Consider the following 17,394-nt stretch of genomic DNA (forward strand, 5'->3'; position numbering starts at 1 on the left):
AACTGCAAGCCCATGATTTAAATAGGCTTGTTGTTTTCTACAGTCAAACGATCTGGAGGCGATCCACTTAGTTACTGGTGGCGAATCGGATAAATACGAATGGCTATCCCTTCAGAAGTACGTAATTCAGCTCAGATTTGATTAATTTGTACACCATTAGCACCCTGCACGAGACCGATGAATTAAGTTCTCAATCCAAGCCTGAACTTCATGCTCGATCCACATAACCCGACTGCCATCTTTGATTGGTTTTGGAAAAGTGGCATCGTAGCGTTTTGATTTTTCATCAAGTTTGTCATACAGCGTAGTGCGCCCCATGGATACCATTTTCAAAAGCTCTGGCAAACGAATAAAGCGAATAGGTTGGTTGATCTGAGCAGACATAGCTCTCTCCTTACAGGGGTTGATGGAGAGCGGCTTGCAAGCGGCCAAAGCGTGTTTTCACGCGCTGTTTTGGCTAGCTAAAAACGAATTGCAATACCTCTCAGATCATTCCCCATGTCAGTATTTTTTATACTGCCTCAGGCTCTTGCTGCTCTTACCTAGGGCGTCCTTGATTCGCGGCCCTACTTGAAATTTCACCTCGACCAAAAGTACGTACCCCCTCGACACCTTCTGGTAATGCTTGCCGTAAAAATTGATCAATTTTGCAAAGATACGCTGCAGCTTGCAGCAGCTTTTCGCGCTTTAACTCATCTTTGTAATAAACCATGCCAACACCCAACGTTTTAAATAACTCATAACGCTCCTTGTGGCGATTGCAATTCCAATACGTTCCCTGTCCTTTTGTAATCGCATTCATCCAGTAGCTTCCGATTTCATCACCCAGCGTAATGTCTTGCCGACTTTTCGAACCATCAAAGAAAAAAATGCAATGGTAATGCCAGCCTTTCTTTTCGCCGTACTCCAAGCGCCAGATATAGCCAACCTGATTTTTAAACAATGAGTTATGTTCTCGATTATTCAGCATCCGTTGAAAGCACTCCCGACACTGAAGAAGATCTGATCTCAGCTCGCTACCCACCCGAAAACCAAAATCCAATCGAATAACCAACAAGCGTGCATATCGTTCAAATAAATACTCGATATACGTCTTTGTGCTGCGAAAACTATTACTTGACTGCGTAAACCACTGATCACAGCGTGTTTTGAAGTCAGCACGCTTCACATATTCACGTAAATCGAAAAGCGATTGATTAAATTTTTCTGCAGGGTAATCCCCCCACCAAACCAGCTCATTTTTAAGTAGAATTTTCTCGCAGTCTTTGAGGAGCTTCTACATGAAAGCAGCACGTTATTCTGACAGCCAGATTATGGCGATTTTAAAGCAGGCCGAAGCCGGCTCCACTGTTCCTGATTTATGCCGTGAACACGGCATGAGCTCGGCCTCTTTTTATAAGTGGCGCGCTAAGTTTGGCGGCATGGACGTCTCGATGATGACGCGCATGAAAGAGCTGGAAGATGAAAACAAGCGCCTTAAAAAGATGTATATCGAAGCTCAAATGCAGGCAGACATCATCAAGGAAGCCATGGCAAAAAAGTGGTGAAGCCATCTCAGCGGCGTGAGATGGCGCGCTGGGCCGTTGAATCAAAGGCCGTTTCGATTCGTGCAGCTTGCGCTAGCTTTATGATCAGCACGACTTGTTATCGCTATGTGGCAAAACTAGACGCAGAAAATGAAAAAATTGCCGATTCGTTACTGCAACTTACCCAAGTTCATCGCACATGGGGCTTTGGTCTGTGCTTTTTGCATCTACGAAACGTCAAGAAAAAGTCTTGGAATCACAAACGGGTCTACCGGATTTATTGCGATTTAGAATTAAATCTGCGAATTAAGCCTAATAAACGCTTAATTCGTGCAACGCCAGCACCATTAGCAGTGCCTGAGAAAATCAATGAAACGTGGTCGATGGATTTTATGCACGATCAATTAGCCGATGGCCGCAGCATTCGCCTGTTTAATGTGATTGATGATTTTAATCGGGAGGGTTTAGCGATTGATGTTGATTTCTCTTTGCCGGCCGAGCGCGTGGTGCGTAGTTTGAATCAAATCATTGAATGGCGAGGCAAGCCAAAACGGATTCGCTCAGATAATGGGCCTGAATATATTAGCCAGTTGCTAAAAAACTGGGCGGAACAACATTCAATTGAATTGGCGTATATTCAGCCGGGCAATCCCCAGCAAAATGCCTATATCGAGCGCTATAATCGGACCGTGCGGCATGAATGGCTGGCTTGCGATGACTTTGAAAGTCTTGCTGAAGTGCAAGAGGTTGCCACGCAATGGCTTTGGAGCTACAACAACGAGCGCCCGCACATGGGTTTGGGTGGCATCACCCCGAAACAAAAACTGGCATTACATGCCTGACCTCTACTTTTAAGTGAGCTTAAAAGTGGGGGGATTACCGCGGGCTTTGACTTTAGCCAATCCAAAGTTGATGAAAGCTTAATTCGTGAGCTCGCCCAAGGTCAATACGCCGCAGCAGCCCATAACATCGTATTGATTGGCGGTACAGGAACGGGCAAAACGCATCTGGCGACGGCGCTAGGCATCACAGGCATCCAACAACAAGAATTACGGGTACGGTTCCATTCCACGCTGGAATTGGTCAACCGACTTGAGCAAGAAAAGGCTGCAGGTAGGCAAGGTAAATTGGCGTATAGCCTGATGCATATGGACGTGGTGATTCTGGATGAATTGGGCTATTTACCTTTCTCACAAGCGGGCGGTGCGCTGCTGTTTCATTTGCTGAGCAAATTGTATGAGCGCACCAGCGTGATCATCACCACCAATTTGACCTTTGCGGAGTGGCCTAATGTGTTCGGCAACGCTAAGCTCACCACGGCCTTACTGGATCGGCTGACGCACCATTGCCATATCATCGAAACAGGTAATGAGTCATGGCGCTTTAAGCAAAGTAGCGCCAGTGCCAAACTTAAAATACAGGAAAGAGAGCGACAAAAAGAGCAGCCAAGCAGCGCCGACGAATTATTTTAAAGCTTGTAAAAAAGAGGAGAAAAGCAGTACGCCTCAACACACGTGAAAGCTGAATTTATCTGCCAGACCCAGGTTGATTAACACACCGTTTTACGGGCCTGCATATACAAAGCGCCTTAAAAATATAGCAGCGCCAAAAGTGGTCCCAAACTAGGGAATACTCATGAATATCTCTTCTGAACGGCTACAAGGCATCCGGGCTTTCATTGAGGTAGCCCAATGCAGCAGCTTTACTGCGGCAGCCGAGCGTATGGCGCTCACCCGATCAGCTGTCGGTAAAGCTGTCCGTCGCCTTGAGGAACGTCTTGGCGTGCAGCTACTGGAACGCACCACCCGCTCAGTGAAGCTCACACAGGAAGGCGCCCGTTTTTTCCAGAGCACGCTAAAAGCACTGAACGAACTTGAAATGGCCGAAGCAGCGCTACTGGATAGTAAAAACGGCCTGACAGGGTCTTTACGTATTGCCCTTCCTACCTTATTTGGCAGGTGTTGGATTCTCCCCGCATTACTGGAATTAGCAAATACCCACACTGGCTTACAATTAGAATTGCAGTTTTCCAATGAACTGCAGCATTTACAACAAGATGGTATCGATCTCGCAGTTAGAATTGGCCAGCTACCCAACTCGGCGCAGTTGATCGCCCGACCATTGGGAATACAAACCGTGCAGCTGTATGCATCTCCTGCATTTTTAACTAAACAATCACCGATTCTTTCGCCCAAACAGCTAAGTGAAACCCGCTGCATCGTCAGCCATCCGGGCCAGCACTGGCTGTTATGCAATGAGTATGGCGAATTAGAAGATTTCCCCTTGTTTGAAGCCTTGGCACTGGATGACGCACAGGCCATTCTAGACGCCGCAGTGGCTGGCTTGGGCGTCGCTCGCCTGCCAACTTGGCTGGCAGCAGATGCTATCGCAACTGGCCAATTACAGCCCTTGCTGACATCAAGCACACCCCCAGGTCGACCGATTCATCTACTTTGGATCGCTCGGCCCTACCTGCCTGCCCGACTAAGATTAACCATCAATCATCTCATTACACATTGCCAGGCAAACCCTTGGTGAATCAGCGCAAATTAAATCCTAACTAGGGAATTTAATTCCTCAATATGGGAAATAAACTCACTTCTTAAGAATCAATCAACGCATTAACATGATCTTTCCCCTTATGTCTGGAGAAAGTCATGACCTCAACTACTTTACACAATCAAACCATCGTCATTATCGGCGGCAGTTCAGGGCTGGGGCTGGCCACCGCACACGCGGCCATTAAGTCAAAAGCTCGGGTCATTATTGGCGGTGCAGATAAGGAAAAACTGCAAGCGGCACTCGCCGAACTTGGAGAGCATGCCACTGGACGTACACTTAATGTGCTAGACCCCACATCAATTCAACAATTTTTTGCTGCGATTCCGTCACTTGATCATTTACTAATTACTGCGGCAGTTATTCGACCAGGGCGGCTACTCGATGCCCCTATTGAAGCACTGCAAGCCAATCTGGATAGCCGTTTCTGGGGCAGCGTACACAGCTTACGAGCCGCAGCGCCACGTCTTGCCAGCACGGGGTCTATCACACTGACTTCAGGCATGGTGACCCAGCGCCCACAAGCAGGAAAATCACTGGCAGCGGTCGCTGCTGGAGCAGTAGAAACGCTAGCGCATAGCCTAGTTAGTGAAATTGCCCCCCGTCGTATCAACGTAATCAACCCAGGTCCAATGCATACCCCCTTGCTCACCGACATGCTTGGCAACAACCGCGAATTAATTAATGAACTAGCAAACGCCCAACCCTTAAAACGCCTGGGCATGCCTGAGGATTTTGCTGATGCGGCTTTGTTTTTAATGCGCAATCCAAATATAAACGGTGAAGTACTGCATCTAAATGGTGGCAGTTCATGGGCATAAGTACGTACAAGAAAGCTTTAGGATTATTGTGTTTCTGATTTTTGCGTTGCCCGAGCAGCACAAGAATTCATCACAAATCATTAAGGCCGCAACCTGATAGATTGCGGCCTTTCGATTTTTAGCCTTGGCATCGACACTCCAGCCGTAGCTGATATTTTAGTGATACGCGAAATTGTCGACCAGAGTTGGTACGTTCATACATGCATTGGAGAAGACCTGCTTTAGAGCAAGGTGCTCGAAAAAAGACAACATTTCTTAATTAAAATTAAGCCGGCTTTGGTTTTTTTAAGTTCAACTATTCAATTTGGAAAACCACCATGCAAATAAAACCGATAAATAATTTGGCAGAAATTACGCAACTACTGGCGTCTTGCAATTTAAAAAGTGGTGATATCTCGGCAGACAATCCACCTTTTTTCTATGGAATACAATACAGCAATGAGTTGATTGCACTTATTGGTTTAGAGTTTTTCGATAAGGTAGGCCTGTTGCGCTCGTTGGCCGTCGCCACAGACTTTCGTGACAAAGGATTGGCTAGCTCACTTGTCTTATACGCTGAGGATCTAGCCCGACAGCAGGGTGTAAAAACGCTCTATCTGCTAACGAATACGGCTGAGATGTTTTTTCTTAATGCCCGCTATCAGGCCACTGAACGCAATATGGCTCCACTAGATATTCAGGCCACAAGCCAGTTTTCTGGTCTTTGCCCTTTATCCTCAGCCTTTCTATCAAAGCAACTAACACGCTGAGTGATATATATTTGCTACTTCATTTTTCGGCGTGTTTGTATCGGCATTAGCCGATGCTTTAATGACAACGTTCGAAAATAAATGGCCGCAAACCCTGAGGTCGCGGCCTTCATCATGGTGCGTCTCTGTCCGAGTGACTCGGCCTTCGAGGACATCTAAGCGCTTAAGTATCCGTATTTAGCAGCACAGTTCATCGTTTAAATTGTTGAATGCCGAGGCAATCCCAATGAAATGAGCGCAGCTAAGGCAATAAAAGCCGCCGATATCCAGAGGCACGCTGCCAATCCCGCCGTTTGGTAAACCCACCCCGACAACACCGTGCCAATCAGCCGCCCCATTGCGTTGGCCATATAGTAAAAACCAACGTCGAGCGATGCACCGTCCTCTTTGGCATAGCTGACAATCAAATAGCTATGTAATGATGAATTAATCGCAAACAGCACGCCAAATAATAACAGCCCACCAAGCAGTATGACCTCCAAGCCATGATCTGAATTAACGCCCAAGGCAATACCTGCAGTTAATACGGCTAGCGGAATCGCCCACAGCATGGCAGCGCGGCCATCGGGTACTTTGCCAGTTTTTTTACCTGTCAAATACGGCGCAATCGATTGCACGACACCGTAACCAATCACCCAGCAGGCAAAAAACGTCCCCACGGCCCAATCAGCCAAACCCAAAGTCGTCGCCATAAACACCGGCAGCGCCACCACAAACCACACATCGCGTGCGCCAAACAAGAACAAGCGGGCTGCTGACAAAATATTCACCGCACGGCTACTCGAAAAAATATCACCAAACTTGGGTTTATTTTTTGCCTTACCCAAATCCGCTTTCAGGCTCAACAGACTAGCAATCCACACCATCAACAGCACCAGCGCCATCACCCACATTGCGCCCGCAAAACCCAAAGTCGCTAGCAACACGCCGCCCATGAAAAAGCCGACGCCTTTGAGCGCGTTTTTAGAACCCGTTAGCAGCGCCACCCACTGAAACAATTTACCCTCGGCCGCAGCGCTGCCAGCCGGAATCAACGCTTTAATACTACTTTTCGCGCTCATTTTATTCAGATCTTTAGCAATGCCCGATAAAGCCTGCGCCGCCATCACCCACGGCACAGTGAGCATTGCGGTCGGTACCGTGAGTGCCAACAGTGCAATCACTTGCAGCCCAAGGCCAATATTCATTGTTTTATTCAAACCGATGCGCGCACCCAGCCAGCCACCGACCAGATTCGTGACGACGCCAAAAACCTCATAAAACAAAAATAGCAGCGCGATATTGAGCGGACTAAAGCCGAGCTGATGAAAATGCAGCACCACCAACATCCGCAAAGCGCCATCAGTCAGCGTAAATGCCCAGTAGTTGCCGGTGATGATGAGGTATTGGCGGATAGCAGGCGAAAGGCTGGAAAGCATGATGAGAACCCAAGTCATGTGATGGGTATTGCTCTGTAGTCTTTTATTTAAAATAGATACAGGGCAATACCAGATAGAATATTTGCTACAACTTATTGATCAGCTAAGCCAACTTGTCGAACAAGCTCGGCCGTACGATTCACATAACCCCATTCATTGTCGTACCACGCATACAGTTTGAGCTGCGTGCCGTTGATGACCATCGTCGATAGTGCGTCGATGATGCTTGATCGAGCATCGCCGCGATAATCGACCGACACCAGCGGGCGCTCTTCATAGCCCAAGATGTCTTTCAAATACGTTTCCGACGCGGTTTTCAGTAGGTCATTCACCTCTTCCACCGTGGTGGCACGTTCTAGCTCAAATACGCAATCGGTGAGCGAAGCGTTGGTCAGCGGAACGCGCACGGCATGGCCATTCAGGCGGCCTTTGAGTTCGGGGAAAATTTCGGTAATCGCAGTCGCAGATCCCGTCGAAGTCGGAATCAAACTCGTGCCACACGAACGGGCGCGACGCAGGTCTTTGTGCGGCGCGTCGATGATGGTTTGCGTATTGGTCAAATCGTGAATCGTCGTCATGCTGCCGTGGCGGATGCCAAGCTGCTCGTGAATCACTTTCACCACTGGCGCGAGGCAGTTGGTCGTACAGCTCGCCGCCGTGACGATGCGGTGAATGGCGTGATCAAACAAGTGATCATTCACGCCGACGACGACATTGAGTACGCCCGCTTCTTTCACTGGCGCGGTGACAACGACGCGTTTCACGCCCTGATCTAAGTAAGCTTGCAGCAGTTCCACCGTGCGCATTTTGCCTGATGCTTCAATGACCACATCGCAGCCCGACCAGTCGGTTTCGCCGATGACTTTGTTGCGCGTGGTTTTGATGCGCGAATTCCCAATTACAATGTCATCGCCATCCGTGCTGGCTTCATGCGCAAAGCGGCCGTGCACAGAGTCGAAGTTGAGCAAATGCGCCAAGGTTGCCGCATCACCCGCCGGATCGTTAATCTGCACAAATTCAATCTCTGGCCAGCCCCAAGCCGCGCGCAGTGTTAAACGCCCCATGCGGCCAAAGCCGTTAATGCCTACTTTGATGCTCATTTGTGCTGTCCTCGGATTTAAGTTGATACTGTTGATATTAACAATACAATATTTCAAACATTGTTGTATAGTTGAATTATGGAAAAAATAATTGCGACGACGATTTTCGAGTCACTTTCATCGGGTATCCGCTTGGATGCCTACCGTTTATTAGTGCGCCAAGGTCATGCTGGCATGGTAGCTGGCGAAATTGCGAATGCACTCGGTGTGCCGCCAACCAATATGTCGTTTCACCTCAAAGCCATGGCGCAGGCCAATGTGGTGACGGTAGCGCAAGAGGGCCGCTATATGCGTTACCGCGCCAATTTCAGCTTGATGCTGGATTTGATCGCCTATTTAACTGAGGAGTGTTGTGAAGGGCAGCCCGAACAATGTGCTGAGTTACGCAATCAATCGAGCTGCTCACCCGCTGCTTTGCCTTCGCTGTGCTGCCCCGAAGCTAAAACTGAGTAGTCTGTCGGCCGCGTTTCACAAATGCTATTTGGAGAAAAATCATGAGCAAGATACAAATTTTTGACCCTTCCTTGTGTTGTAGCTCTGGCGTGTGCGGTGAGGATGTGGACCAAGCTTTGGTGAATGCTTCAGCCGATGGCGTTTGCAGAAAATGACCTTGTGAAAGCTTTTTTAGTGCGCTCTGGCGCTGAAGCACTTCCTGTCGTTCTGGTCGATGGCGAAATAGCTTTGGTAGGGGCGTTATCCGACTCGGGCAGAGTTGGCGCGCTTTTCAGGTCTTGATTTACCTGAGACTACTGCTCAGCCGCCAAAAAAATGCTGTTCCGGCTCGCGAAGTTGTTAATGAATTAAATTGCTGGTGAATAAATATTGCCAGCAAAGAGGTAAAGTTAAATGAATGAGTGGGCAACGATGCTATCAGATGCATCAAACATGTTTGTATTTCTGGCTGTCGAGTTATCGGTTTTATTCTTAATCATCAGTGCTGGCGTCGCTCTGGCTCGCCAAAAATTTTTGAATGCAAAAATTCAGCAGGTACTAGGGCAACGTCAAGGTAAAGGTTATTTGATTGCGACCGCACTGGGTTCGCTGACCCCATTTTGTAGCTGTTCAACGATTCCGATGTTACGCGGTTTATTATCGGCCAAGGCGGGTTTTGGCCCCACACTGACTTTCCTATTTGTATCACCCTTGCTTAATCCAATTATCGTCGGCTTGATGTGGGTGAGTTTTGGCTGGGAAATTACGCTCACCTACATCGTTATTGCTGCAGGTGTATCTCTATTTGCCAGCTTGTTGCTCGATAAATTGGGATTTGAGCGATATGTGATTACTGATAACAAGCGTAAAACCTCATGCTGCACCGCACCCGCAGTACCTGATAAATCATCCGCATCGACTTCAAGATGCACTGGCAAGCCTGTGAAGGGTAACTCAATAGTAACTTCTAGCTCACAGAGTGAGCATAGCCAGCATCAAACCATAGTCGAGCATTCACGATTGAATTATCGCCAAGCGGGTTTGGATGCATGGCAGCAATTCAAGGAAGTTTTGCCTTATCTTGCACTGGGTGTGCTATTGGGTTCATTTATATACGGCTTTGTACCCGCTGAATGGATTGCCGCACATGCAGGCTCAGACAACCCATTTGCCGTGCCGTTGAGCGCGGTGATTGGAATTCCACTGTATATCCGAGCAGAAGCGGTAATTCCTTTAGCTTCTTCATTATTGGGCAAAGGCATGGGGATTGGTGCAGTGATGGCGCTGATTATTGGCAGTGCAGGAGCCAGCCTTACCGAGGTGATTCTGCTCAAGTCGATGTTTAAAACGCCAATGATTGCGGCCTTCCTAGCGGTGATTTTGGGTATGGCCGTTATGATGGGTTATCTGGTGACGTCTTTTTTCTAGTGCATATTCCTCCAAGGAACAGCCATGAACTTTTTACAAAATCCACCGCGTTTTCTATTTTTTACCGGCAAAGGTGGCGTTGGTAAAATGTCGATTGCGTGTGCCAGCGCAATTGAATTGGCGGCCTCTGGGAAGCGAATTTTATTAGAGAGTACCGATCCGGCATCCAATGTCGGCCAAGTATTCGGCATTAAGATTGGCAATCAAATCACCGACATTCCTGCAGTAGCCAACTTATCCGCGCTCGAAATCGACCCGCAAGCGGCGGCGCAAGTCTATCGCAATCGGATCGTTGATCAGGTGCGCGGCGTGTTTTGCCCAATGAGGTCGTGCGCGGCATTGAGGAGCAGCTCTCGGGCGCTTGCACGACGGAAATTGCCGCATTTGATGAGTTCACTGCGCTATTTATTGACTCGAAACAAACCGCTGATTTTGATCACATCATTTTTGACACTGCACCGACCGGCCACACGCTGCTATTGCTCGATGCCACGGGCGCGTATCACCGTGAAGTCGGCAAAAAAATGGATCAAGCCAAGCTGCATTACCTGACGCCGATGATGCAATTGCAAGACCCGAAGCAAACCAAAGTGCTGCTCGTTACCTTGGCCGAAACCACGCCCGTGCTGGAAGCGGCCAATTTGCAGGCTGATTTGCAACGCGCGGGGATTAATCCCTGGGCATGGGTGATTAATAACAGCATCGCATTGGCCGGCGCCAAGTCGCCCTTGCTACATCAACGCGCCCAAAATGAATTGCGTGAAATCGATTTAGTGGTGAATCAGCACGCATAGCGCTATGCCGTCATACCTTTGCTGAGAGACGAGCCTATTGGTGTGCCGCGACTTTTAAAGCTGGCTGAACACGGTCGCCCATCAACATCTTCTCTTTAATTCAAACTATTTGAGTATTCAGCATGAACGTTAAAGCCTGCGCCGATGAAACGACATCGCACAAAATGAGTTTTTTGGATCGCAACCTGACGTTGTGGATTTTTCTGGCGATGGCAGTTGGTGTTGGGATCGGCGTGGTTTTTCCACAAGTAGCGCAGTTCAATGAAGCGATGTCGGTCGGCACGACCAATATTCCGCTGGTGATTGGTCTGATTTTAATGATGTATCCACCGCTGGCGAAGGTAAATTACAGTCTTTTGGGTGAAGTCACTCGCGATAAGCGGGCGATTACGTTGTCTTTGGTGATGAACTGGATTGTTGGCCCGATATTGATGTTTGTGCTGGCGATTACGTTTTTGCGTGATCAGCCGGGCTATATGGTCGGGCTGATTTTGATTGGGCTGGCGCGTTGTATTGCGATGGTGTTGGTTTGGAATGACCTTAGCGGCGGTAGTAAGGAATACGGCGCTGCACTAGTTGCGCTCAATAGCATATTCCAGATTGTGACTTATAGCTTTATGGCATGGCTATTTATTACCGTGCTGCCGCCGCTGTTTGGCCTGCAAGGTTTTGCGCTCGATATTACGATTTTGGATATTGCGCAAAGCGTGCTGATTTACCTTGGAATTCCATTTTTTGCAGGCTATTTGGGCCGAAAATGGCTAATCGCCGCGAAGGGCGAAGCTTGGTACAACACAGTGTTTATCCCGCGTATTTCGCCAATCACACTGATTGCTTTGCTGGCGACCATCGTGCTGATGTTTAGCTTGAAGGGTGAAATGATTGTTGAGTTGCCGATGGATGTAATCCAAATCGCCATCCCGCTGGTCATCTATTTCATGCTGATGTTTTTCGTGAGCTTTTTCATCGGCAAGAAAATAGGATTGCCCTATGAACAAAATGCGTCGATCGCGTTTACCTCGACCGGCAATAATTTTGAGCTGGCGATTGCGGTGTCGATTGCGGTGTTTGGCCTAAGTTCAGATCAAGCGTTTGCGGGGGTAATTGGCCCCTTAGTTGAAGTGCCAGTACTGATTGCTTTGGTGAATGTGGCGCTCAAAATGAAACGTAAATACTACACATTAAAAACTTAAGCATGCAGACACTCTCAATAAAATGGAATTAGATTGGAAAATACGAGGGCTAGGCTACCTAACTTACCCAACATTCAAAATGGAAACATCAGGATCAGTGCCAAACCCAATCACACGGTGTTTTCCATGTATTGGGCTGGTAAAACGTCATCCACAATATCCAACTCACCAGTCAAACGACTAACTGCACTAACTCACCGTCGCGGCGAAAAGCTAAAAATTGCTGTACCGCCCCCGATTGAATTGCAGCCATCATCCGTTGAAATGCACTCTCAATTTCATCATGGGTCGGCGCTAGCAATCCTTTGCCACCTAAACCAGCCACAAACACCACATCCCAATCGGGAACGAGCTGCATGGATTCAGCAGTTAACGCCGCGAATGTGCTGAGTTCTAGCGGCGATTTATCCACATACATCAAGGGCGTTAACTCACCGGCTTGCTGGGTAGAAAACTGGGCAATTTGCTCAGCTGTCGCATTCTCAGGCAGGCCCGCACCCGTAAATACAAACAACAACCTTTGCGGTGTCGGCTGGGAACGAGCAGCAGTCAATAAATCAGTAAAGCTGGCAATATCCATCATATCCCCTAGAGTCTGTTGTGATAAAAAACGTTGCTAAAGCTTAATACCGAACACGGCTGTCAGCATAGTTTTGATCTTGGGTGAGTTTAATCACACCACACAGGGTGTGCGTTGATAAGCAATCACCGACAATGAACGCACGCCCTGTGCGCCGTGCACCAAAGTACCTTCGATATCGGCAGTGGCCGAAGGCCCGCTATGCAGGACTGCGTACTGGGCCATTTGAAACTCAGGGCGTTGATACGCTTGGTGCAAATTGCCAACAATCTCATTTACATCCAGTAGCACCACCAAATGCTGGGCAAGATACGCCAGCGCATTAATCACCAATTCTTGCTCGGTAAAGCAAACACTGCCGGTTTCAGCCACAGCAAAACGCGCGCGCACGACGGCGACATCAACCTCTGCCAAGCGATGCGGATCTTCGCCTTGCAAAACATTAAAATTACCAACAACTTCGGGAACGACTGAAGCAATAATTTTAGCTTGCGGAAAATGCTGGGCGAGCAAAGCGTTCAAATGCACACCTTCAGGGCAATCTAAAATTTGCCCCCCCATTCGTTGCAAGCTCGCTTGAAATTGCGGCCATGGGCTTGGCAAATCAGCATCAAACAACGGCACTTTGGGTAAATCACTCGCTGGCGGTTGATTGACGCGTACTTGCGCCAAAATAATATCGCGACTACTCATGATCTGCTCCTCGGTTTTTAGCCCACCACTGATGAAATGTGGCTTTCGGCGCATCGGGGATTTCACGCTGCAAGCCCCAAGCATTAAGCGGGTTATAAATCAGAGCCCGAGGAAACTCACGACTAATTTGGTCAACACCAGCAATGACACGACGAAATAATGCTGGACTCGCCAAGACTTTAGCCGCTACATCGAGCGCACCTCGACGCAAGAGCGGCAGCTCTTGTTTTTCACTGATAATTCGCCGCCACTGATAGATTTGCTCGTGGATATTAATTTTGACTGGGCACACGCTAGTACAACTGCCATTCATGGTGGATGCATAGGGCAAAGCACGGTAGCGATGTAAATCAATCGCAGGATTTAAAATCACGCCAATGGGCCCTGGATACACACTGCCATAACTCAAACCACCACTACGCCGATACACAGGGCAAGTATTCATACACGCCCCGCAGCGAATACACTTGAGTGAAGTCCAAAAGTCAGCCATCCCCAACCGCGCCGAACGGCCGTTATCGACCAACACAATATGCATTTCACCGCCATCGCGTGGTGCGCGAAAATGCGAGGTATATTGCGTAATGGGCGAGCCTAAAGCACTGCGCGACAACAGGCGAATAAACACCCCCAGATCTTCAATCCGCGGAATCAGCTTTTCAATCCCGACTGACGCGACATGCAAAGGCGGCAAATTGGCGCTAATATCGGCATTGCCTTCATTGGTACACACTACAAAACTACCCGTCTCTGCGATTAAATAATTGGCCCCGGTCATTCCCGCATCGGCAGCTAAAAAGTGCGGTCGCAGGCTTTGCCGACCTGCCTCACTCAACACTTTAGGATCGTCATTATTGGGATCAGAGTTGATGGTGCGAGCAAATAATTTGGCAACATCACCCCGCAATTTATGCACTGCCGGCACCACAATATGACTCGGTGGTTGATCATCATCCAATTGCTGAATACGCTCACCCAAATCCGATTCAATCACCGTAATACCGCGCTCGGCCAAATATGGTCGCATCTGGCACTCATCAGTGAGCATCGATTTACTTTTAATGACGGTTTTAACCTGCCGCGCCGCAAAAATCTCGCCAACAATGCGATTATGCTCTTGGGCATCTTGTGCCCAATGCACCTGCACCCCATTGGCCGTTGCGTTGCGTTCAAACTCTTCGAGATAATCTGCCAAATGCGTGAGCGTATGCGCTTTAATATCAGACGCGAGCTGGCGCAGTGTTTCCCATTCAGGAATATGATCTCGCTCTTGATCACGCCCTTTTCTTAAGTCCCACAAATGATGATCATGAAAACGTTCATGCTGCACATCGGCGATAAATACATCCGCAGCGGCCGACTGATCTACCGGTTTCATGCTGTATCTCCATTCAATATCTGGGCAATATGAATGTACTTTTGTCCATAACCCAAACGCTGCGCGCAGCCTTTTTGATGCATTAAGCAACTCATATCAGCAGAAACGATATATTCAGCCCCAGCTCGTCGTTGATCATCGACCTTGTCATACCCCATTTTGGCCGACACGCCCTCCTCAAAAACCGAAAACAAGCCACCAAAACCACAGCACTCATCGGCGCGCTCTAACTCAACCCACTCAATACCAGGCACATTGGCCAATAATTTTTTAGGTTTAGAAAAAGCCGGCCCACGAATTTCTGACATTGATGCCAACGGTGGCTGCAGACTGCGTAATGAAGTACAGCTATTGTGCAAGGCCACTTTGTGCGGGAATGATGCCCAAGGAAAATCGCGTATTTGCAATATATCGTGCAAAAATTCGACCAATTCATACGCATGCGTTCTGACTTGCGTCACTTCAGTGGTTTGTTCGATGGCGTCCAAGTGTTGCCGAATATGATGGATACAGCTAGCTGATGGACCGACGATATAGTCGTAACCTGCAAAGTTCTGCACAAATAATGCTTCACAAGCCGCAGCATTTTTTTGATCGCCCTCATTGGCGAGCGGCTGACCGCAGCAGGTTTGATTAAATGGATACTCAACAATACATCCCAAACGCTCGAGTAATTGCAGCGTGGCAACCCCGATCTCAGGAAAGCTTGCATCAATAAAACAAGGTATAAATAAAGCCACCCGTGGTGCAATCGGCGTCATCGTCATCACCAACTCCTTATTTCAATTGTGAGTGATGTTTAATCATCGTCCATGTTTACAAAATAGCCATCGCCGCATCACACCCACCTTTAAATTGATGAACGCGCGCGATCACGCTACCGATTATTTACAAAAAAAAACGATATTTAAAATAAAAACCGTAAACACATGCCAACTTTATACTTACGTTAGCTTTTGGTTTCAGTAATTAATGATGGTAATAATGAATACTGACGAATCAATAGCAGCACAGAGATCGCTCACAACATAGATTGGGCAGCGTAAATACAAGGGAGGTTTAGCCAAAAGGCAACATCGTGATGATCAAACCGTCGGGCACCAACGGTTTGATTTTTAAGCGGGCAAAACAAGGGATATAACAGAGATGAATTTAGCAGGCAGATGGGACGGGATACACCATAAATCAAGCGGCAATTAAGCGCGATCGAGTGGGCGGCCTAAAGTTTGCTGATGGCGTAACCGGCCATTGGCGCTATAGGCAATTTCCTGGTTTTTTTCTTGCGATAGCAAGCTTAATAAATGCCGATTGGCATCTTCATGGCATTGCACCAGTTGAGCATTGCTGCGATTGAGCACTTCCGCCAGCTTGGCTTGCTGTTGTAAATGCCACCATTGCGGGCCGATTTTGCTATCTACCGACAAATAATCATTCAGTTGCGATGCAGTATGTAAATTCAATTGCTGCGCGCATTGCATGCGAGATTGCGTTGCGATTTCTAATTGCTGAACTGCACGCGTTTTTAATGTGAGTAAATCATTAATTTGATCAAACTGACGCGTCGTCAGAATATCTTGTTCTCGTTGCATTAACGCCACAAGCCGCTCAACTTCGAGCAGCTCAATGGTGATGGCTTGGTCTAAATCACGAGTAGACATCATGGCCGCGCAAGCAGTGCTTTCACGCTAGACAATAAACCGTCTGCAATCGCTTCAGGCTTGATTGCAAAACGACCTTCGGCAATCGCTTGGCGAATTTCTTCGACTTTATTGGTATCAAAAGGGGAATCGCTTTTACCAACACCGGCAGCATTAGAGAGCTGAGCAGCCAAAGGATTAATGCTAACGCTGTTTTTTTCCGCAGTTTGTTCTGCTTTCGCTGCCGTGCGCCCTTCTAGTGGCCGCGTGGTCACGCTCGCCAGAGGCTTGCCAGAGTTGTCAATTTTCATGATTGCTTCCTATGCCAATTTAATGGCGCACACTCAATTTCTTCCATTATGCCAATTATCGACGCAAGTTTGAAATTCTTTAGTAATTCAATTGTTTATCAGTAAACGCTAAAACACAAGCCACCTGAAATTACAACAGCATAGACCCAAGCCAACCACTTTAAGAATGAATACGTTATTCTAGGAGTCTAGCCTTTCATATTCTTGGCGGAGCCCGTTAAATGCAAGTATATCCTAGCCGTTTTGGCCAAATTGAAGTCGACCCCGATACCATTATTCAGTTTCCGCTGGGCATTCCCGGCTTTGAAGACTGCAAAAATTACAAACTACTCCACGAAGAAAAGCCCGACCCTAAAGTACTGTGGCTGCAATCACTCGACGATGCTACCGTGTTATTTACTTTAGTAGAAACCGAGCGTTTGGGACTCAATTATGCCCTGACTTTGTCGGACGAGGAATGCCAGCAAATTGATTTAACCGCCGCCAATGATGCCAAGTTGTTTTTGATTTTGTCGCGCCCTGAAGGCCAAGCCATTAGCGCCAATACCAATGCGCCTTTGGTGATTAATTTGCAAAGTCGCAAAGGCTTACAAAAACTAGACGTGAAAGCCGATATTGTTTTTCGCAATGCCTAACACAGCACTGACGCCATCGGCAATTGACAACGACAAAGCCGCTGGCATCTTGGAGTGCGGCCGTGCTTGCTGTATGATTGCGCCATTTTACGCGCTGGCCATACTGGCTAGTTGCGCGCGTGCGCTATTTGTAAGTGGCG

19 protein-coding genes and 3 pseudogenes are annotated in these 17,394 nt (G+C 48.0%); 12 read left to right on the plus strand and 10 right to left on the minus strand.

Annotated features, from left to right (window positions below; genetic code table 11):
- Positions 1 to 156 precede the first annotated feature (156 nt).
- Positions 157 to 384, minus strand: a complete 228-nt coding sequence (locus K4H25_RS11350) for a helix-turn-helix transcriptional regulator (protein ID WP_221020608.1) — start codon at positions 382 to 384, stop codon at positions 157 to 159.
- Between the two features lie 154 nt (positions 385 to 538).
- Complete coding sequence (locus K4H25_RS11355) at positions 539 to 1,168, minus strand: YagK/YfjJ domain-containing protein (protein WP_255587569.1); 630 nt, start codon at positions 1,166 to 1,168, stop codon at positions 539 to 541.
- Positions 1,169 to 1,280: 112 nt separating this feature from the next.
- Here K4H25_RS11355 and K4H25_RS11360 point away from each other — a divergent pair.
- From K4H25_RS11360 to K4H25_RS11380, 5 genes and pseudogenes are all read left to right on the plus strand, one after another.
- Positions 1,281 to 2,368, plus strand: a protein-coding gene (locus K4H25_RS11360) for an IS3 family transposase (RefSeq protein ID WP_221020586.1) whose coding sequence is annotated in 2 segments (ribosomal slippage) — positions 1,281 to 1,533 and positions 1,533 to 2,368 — 1,089 coding nt in all. Because the reading frame shifts where the segments join, the coding sequence is not laid out codon by codon here.
- A 24-nt stretch (positions 2,369 to 2,392) separates the two neighbouring features.
- Positions 2,393 to 2,998 (plus strand): annotated as a pseudogene (istB, locus tag K4H25_RS11365) (IS21-like element helper ATPase IstB); the annotation flags it as partial.
- Between the two features lie 163 nt (positions 2,999 to 3,161).
- Positions 3,162 to 4,064 (plus strand): LysR family transcriptional regulator, encoded by a 903-nt coding sequence (locus K4H25_RS11370; RefSeq protein WP_221020610.1) that lies wholly within the window; start codon positions 3,162 to 3,164, stop codon positions 4,062 to 4,064.
- Between the two features lie 119 nt (positions 4,065 to 4,183).
- Entirely contained in the window at positions 4,184 to 4,906 is a 723-nt protein-coding gene (locus K4H25_RS11375) for an SDR family oxidoreductase (protein WP_221020611.1), read from the plus strand.
- A 317-nt stretch (positions 4,907 to 5,223) separates the two neighbouring features.
- Positions 5,224 to 5,655 carry a GNAT family N-acetyltransferase gene (locus tag K4H25_RS11380; protein ID WP_221020612.1) on the plus strand — a complete coding sequence of 144 codons (432 nt, stop codon included), beginning with the start codon at positions 5,224 to 5,226 and terminating at the stop codon, positions 5,653 to 5,655.
- 197 nt (positions 5,656 to 5,852) lie between these two features.
- On the opposite strand, the gene arsJ is transcribed toward K4H25_RS11380, so the two are convergent.
- Together arsJ and K4H25_RS11390 are read right to left on the minus strand one after the other, a co-directional pair.
- A complete protein-coding gene (gene arsJ, locus K4H25_RS11385; protein WP_221020613.1) occupies positions 5,853 to 7,073 on the minus strand; it encodes an organoarsenical effux MFS transporter ArsJ in 1,221 nt (406 codons plus the stop codon).
- A gap of 92 nt (positions 7,074 to 7,165) precedes the next feature.
- The gene (locus tag K4H25_RS11390; RefSeq protein ID WP_221020614.1) at positions 7,166 to 8,173 is read right to left on the minus strand and encodes an ArsJ-associated glyceraldehyde-3-phosphate dehydrogenase; all 1,008 of its coding nucleotides are present in this window, start codon (positions 8,171 to 8,173) and stop codon (positions 7,166 to 7,168) included.
- Between the two features lie 78 nt (positions 8,174 to 8,251).
- On the opposite strand from K4H25_RS11390, the gene K4H25_RS11395 reads away from it, so the two are divergent.
- The 6 genes and pseudogenes from K4H25_RS11395 (at position 8,252) to arsB (ending at position 12,020) form a co-directional block, all read left to right on the plus strand.
- A complete protein-coding gene (locus K4H25_RS11395) occupies positions 8,252 to 8,626 on the plus strand; it encodes an ArsR/SmtB family transcription factor (RefSeq protein ID WP_221020615.1) in 375 nt (124 codons plus the stop codon).
- 41 nt (positions 8,627 to 8,667) lie between these two features.
- Positions 8,668 to 8,908 (plus strand): annotated as a pseudogene (locus tag K4H25_RS11400) (arsenic metallochaperone ArsD family protein).
- A 111-nt stretch (positions 8,909 to 9,019) separates the two neighbouring features.
- The gene (locus K4H25_RS11405; RefSeq protein WP_221020616.1) at positions 9,020 to 10,033 is read left to right on the plus strand and encodes a permease; all 1,014 of its coding nucleotides are present in this window, start codon (positions 9,020 to 9,022) and stop codon (positions 10,031 to 10,033) included.
- Positions 10,034 to 10,120: 87 nt separating this feature from the next.
- Positions 10,121 to 10,288, plus strand: a pseudogene (locus K4H25_RS17190) (ArsA-related P-loop ATPase); the annotation flags it as partial.
- Positions 10,289 to 10,362: 74 nt separating this feature from the next.
- Positions 10,363 to 10,827 (plus strand): ArsA-related P-loop ATPase, encoded by a 465-nt coding sequence (locus K4H25_RS17195; protein ID WP_445347051.1) that lies wholly within the window; start codon positions 10,363 to 10,365, stop codon positions 10,825 to 10,827.
- Positions 10,828 to 10,949: 122 nt separating this feature from the next.
- The gene (gene arsB, locus K4H25_RS11415) at positions 10,950 to 12,020 is read left to right on the plus strand and encodes an ACR3 family arsenite efflux transporter (RefSeq protein ID WP_221020617.1); all 1,071 of its coding nucleotides are present in this window, start codon (positions 10,950 to 10,952) and stop codon (positions 12,018 to 12,020) included.
- 172 nt (positions 12,021 to 12,192) lie between these two features.
- On the opposite strand, the gene K4H25_RS11420 is transcribed toward arsB, so the two are convergent.
- The 6 genes from K4H25_RS11420 to flgM all read right to left on the minus strand — a co-directional run bounded on the left by K4H25_RS11420 (position 12,193) and on the right by flgM (position 16,619).
- The gene (locus tag K4H25_RS11420; RefSeq protein ID WP_221020618.1) at positions 12,193 to 12,603 is read right to left on the minus strand and encodes a ribonucleotide reductase subunit alpha; all 411 of its coding nucleotides are present in this window, start codon (positions 12,601 to 12,603) and stop codon (positions 12,193 to 12,195) included.
- A gap of 90 nt (positions 12,604 to 12,693) precedes the next feature.
- Entirely contained in the window at positions 12,694 to 13,293 is a 600-nt protein-coding gene (locus K4H25_RS11425; protein ID WP_221020619.1) for a LutC/YkgG family protein, read from the minus strand.
- On the minus strand, positions 13,286 to 14,671 hold the full coding sequence (locus tag K4H25_RS11430; RefSeq protein ID WP_221020620.1) for a lactate utilization protein B: 1,386 nt from the start codon (positions 14,669 to 14,671) through the stop codon (positions 13,286 to 13,288). Before K4H25_RS11430 ends, K4H25_RS11425 begins: the two co-directional genes overlap by 8 nt.
- Complete coding sequence (locus K4H25_RS11435; RefSeq protein WP_221020621.1) at positions 14,668 to 15,438, minus strand: (Fe-S)-binding protein; 771 nt, start codon at positions 15,436 to 15,438, stop codon at positions 14,668 to 14,670. Before K4H25_RS11435 ends, K4H25_RS11430 begins: the two co-directional genes overlap by 4 nt.
- 429 nt (positions 15,439 to 15,867) lie before the next feature.
- Positions 15,868 to 16,332, minus strand: coding sequence for a flagella synthesis protein FlgN (locus K4H25_RS11440; RefSeq protein WP_221020622.1), 465 nt, complete (start codon positions 16,330 to 16,332; stop codon positions 15,868 to 15,870).
- Entirely contained in the window at positions 16,329 to 16,619 is a 291-nt protein-coding gene (gene flgM, locus K4H25_RS11445) for a flagellar biosynthesis anti-sigma factor FlgM (protein ID WP_221020623.1), read from the minus strand. Before flgM ends, K4H25_RS11440 begins: the two co-directional genes overlap by 4 nt.
- Before the next feature lie 221 nt (positions 16,620 to 16,840).
- Between flgM and fliW the strand changes: the two genes are divergently transcribed.
- On the plus strand, positions 16,841 to 17,254 hold the full coding sequence (gene fliW, locus K4H25_RS11450; RefSeq protein WP_221020624.1) for a flagellar assembly protein FliW: 414 nt from the start codon (positions 16,841 to 16,843) through the stop codon (positions 17,252 to 17,254).
- The last annotated feature ends 140 nt before the right edge of the window (positions 17,255 to 17,394 follow it).

The sequence above is a fragment of the Deefgea piscis genome (assembly GCF_019665785.1).
GTDB lineage: Bacteria > Pseudomonadota > Gammaproteobacteria > Burkholderiales > Chitinibacteraceae > Deefgea.

Bases quoted from the DNA above. Each gene is read 5' to 3' on its own strand.
- K4H25_RS11390 (WP_221020614.1), bottom strand. From the start codon at position 8,173: ATGAGCATCAAAGTAGGCATTAACGGCTTTGGCCGCATGGGGCGTTTA.
- K4H25_RS11375 (WP_221020611.1), top strand. From the start codon at position 4,184: ATGACCTCAACTACTTTACACAATCAAACCATCGTCATTATCGGCGGC.
- flgM (WP_221020623.1), bottom strand. From the start codon at position 16,619: ATGAAAATTGACAACTCTGGCAAGCCTCTGGCGAGCGTGACCACGCGG.
- K4H25_RS11405 (WP_221020616.1), top strand. From the start codon at position 9,020: ATGAATGAGTGGGCAACGATGCTATCAGATGCATCAAACATGTTTGTA.
- K4H25_RS11350 (WP_221020608.1), bottom strand. From the start codon at position 384: ATGTCTGCTCAGATCAACCAACCTATTCGCTTTATTCGTTTGCCAGAG.
- K4H25_RS11440 (WP_221020622.1), bottom strand. From the start codon at position 16,332: ATGATGTCTACTCGTGATTTAGACCAAGCCATCACCATTGAGCTGCTC.
- arsB (WP_221020617.1), top strand. From the start codon at position 10,950: ATGAACGTTAAAGCCTGCGCCGATGAAACGACATCGCACAAAATGAGT.
- K4H25_RS11420 (WP_221020618.1), bottom strand. From the start codon at position 12,603: ATGATGGATATTGCCAGCTTTACTGATTTATTGACTGCTGCTCGTTCC.
- K4H25_RS11425 (WP_221020619.1), bottom strand. From the start codon at position 13,293: ATGAGTAGTCGCGATATTATTTTGGCGCAAGTACGCGTCAATCAACCG.
- K4H25_RS11435 (WP_221020621.1), bottom strand. From the start codon at position 15,438: ATGACGATGACGCCGATTGCACCACGGGTGGCTTTATTTATACCTTGT.
- K4H25_RS11430 (WP_221020620.1), bottom strand. From the start codon at position 14,671: ATGAAACCGGTAGATCAGTCGGCCGCTGCGGATGTATTTATCGCCGAT.
- K4H25_RS11370 (WP_221020610.1), top strand. From the start codon at position 3,162: ATGAATATCTCTTCTGAACGGCTACAAGGCATCCGGGCTTTCATTGAG.
- K4H25_RS11395 (WP_221020615.1), top strand. From the start codon at position 8,252: ATGGAAAAAATAATTGCGACGACGATTTTCGAGTCACTTTCATCGGGT.
- arsJ (WP_221020613.1), bottom strand. From the start codon at position 7,073: ATGCTTTCCAGCCTTTCGCCTGCTATCCGCCAATACCTCATCATCACC.
- fliW (WP_221020624.1), top strand. From the start codon at position 16,841: ATGCAAGTATATCCTAGCCGTTTTGGCCAAATTGAAGTCGACCCCGAT.
- K4H25_RS11380 (WP_221020612.1), top strand. From the start codon at position 5,224: ATGCAAATAAAACCGATAAATAATTTGGCAGAAATTACGCAACTACTG.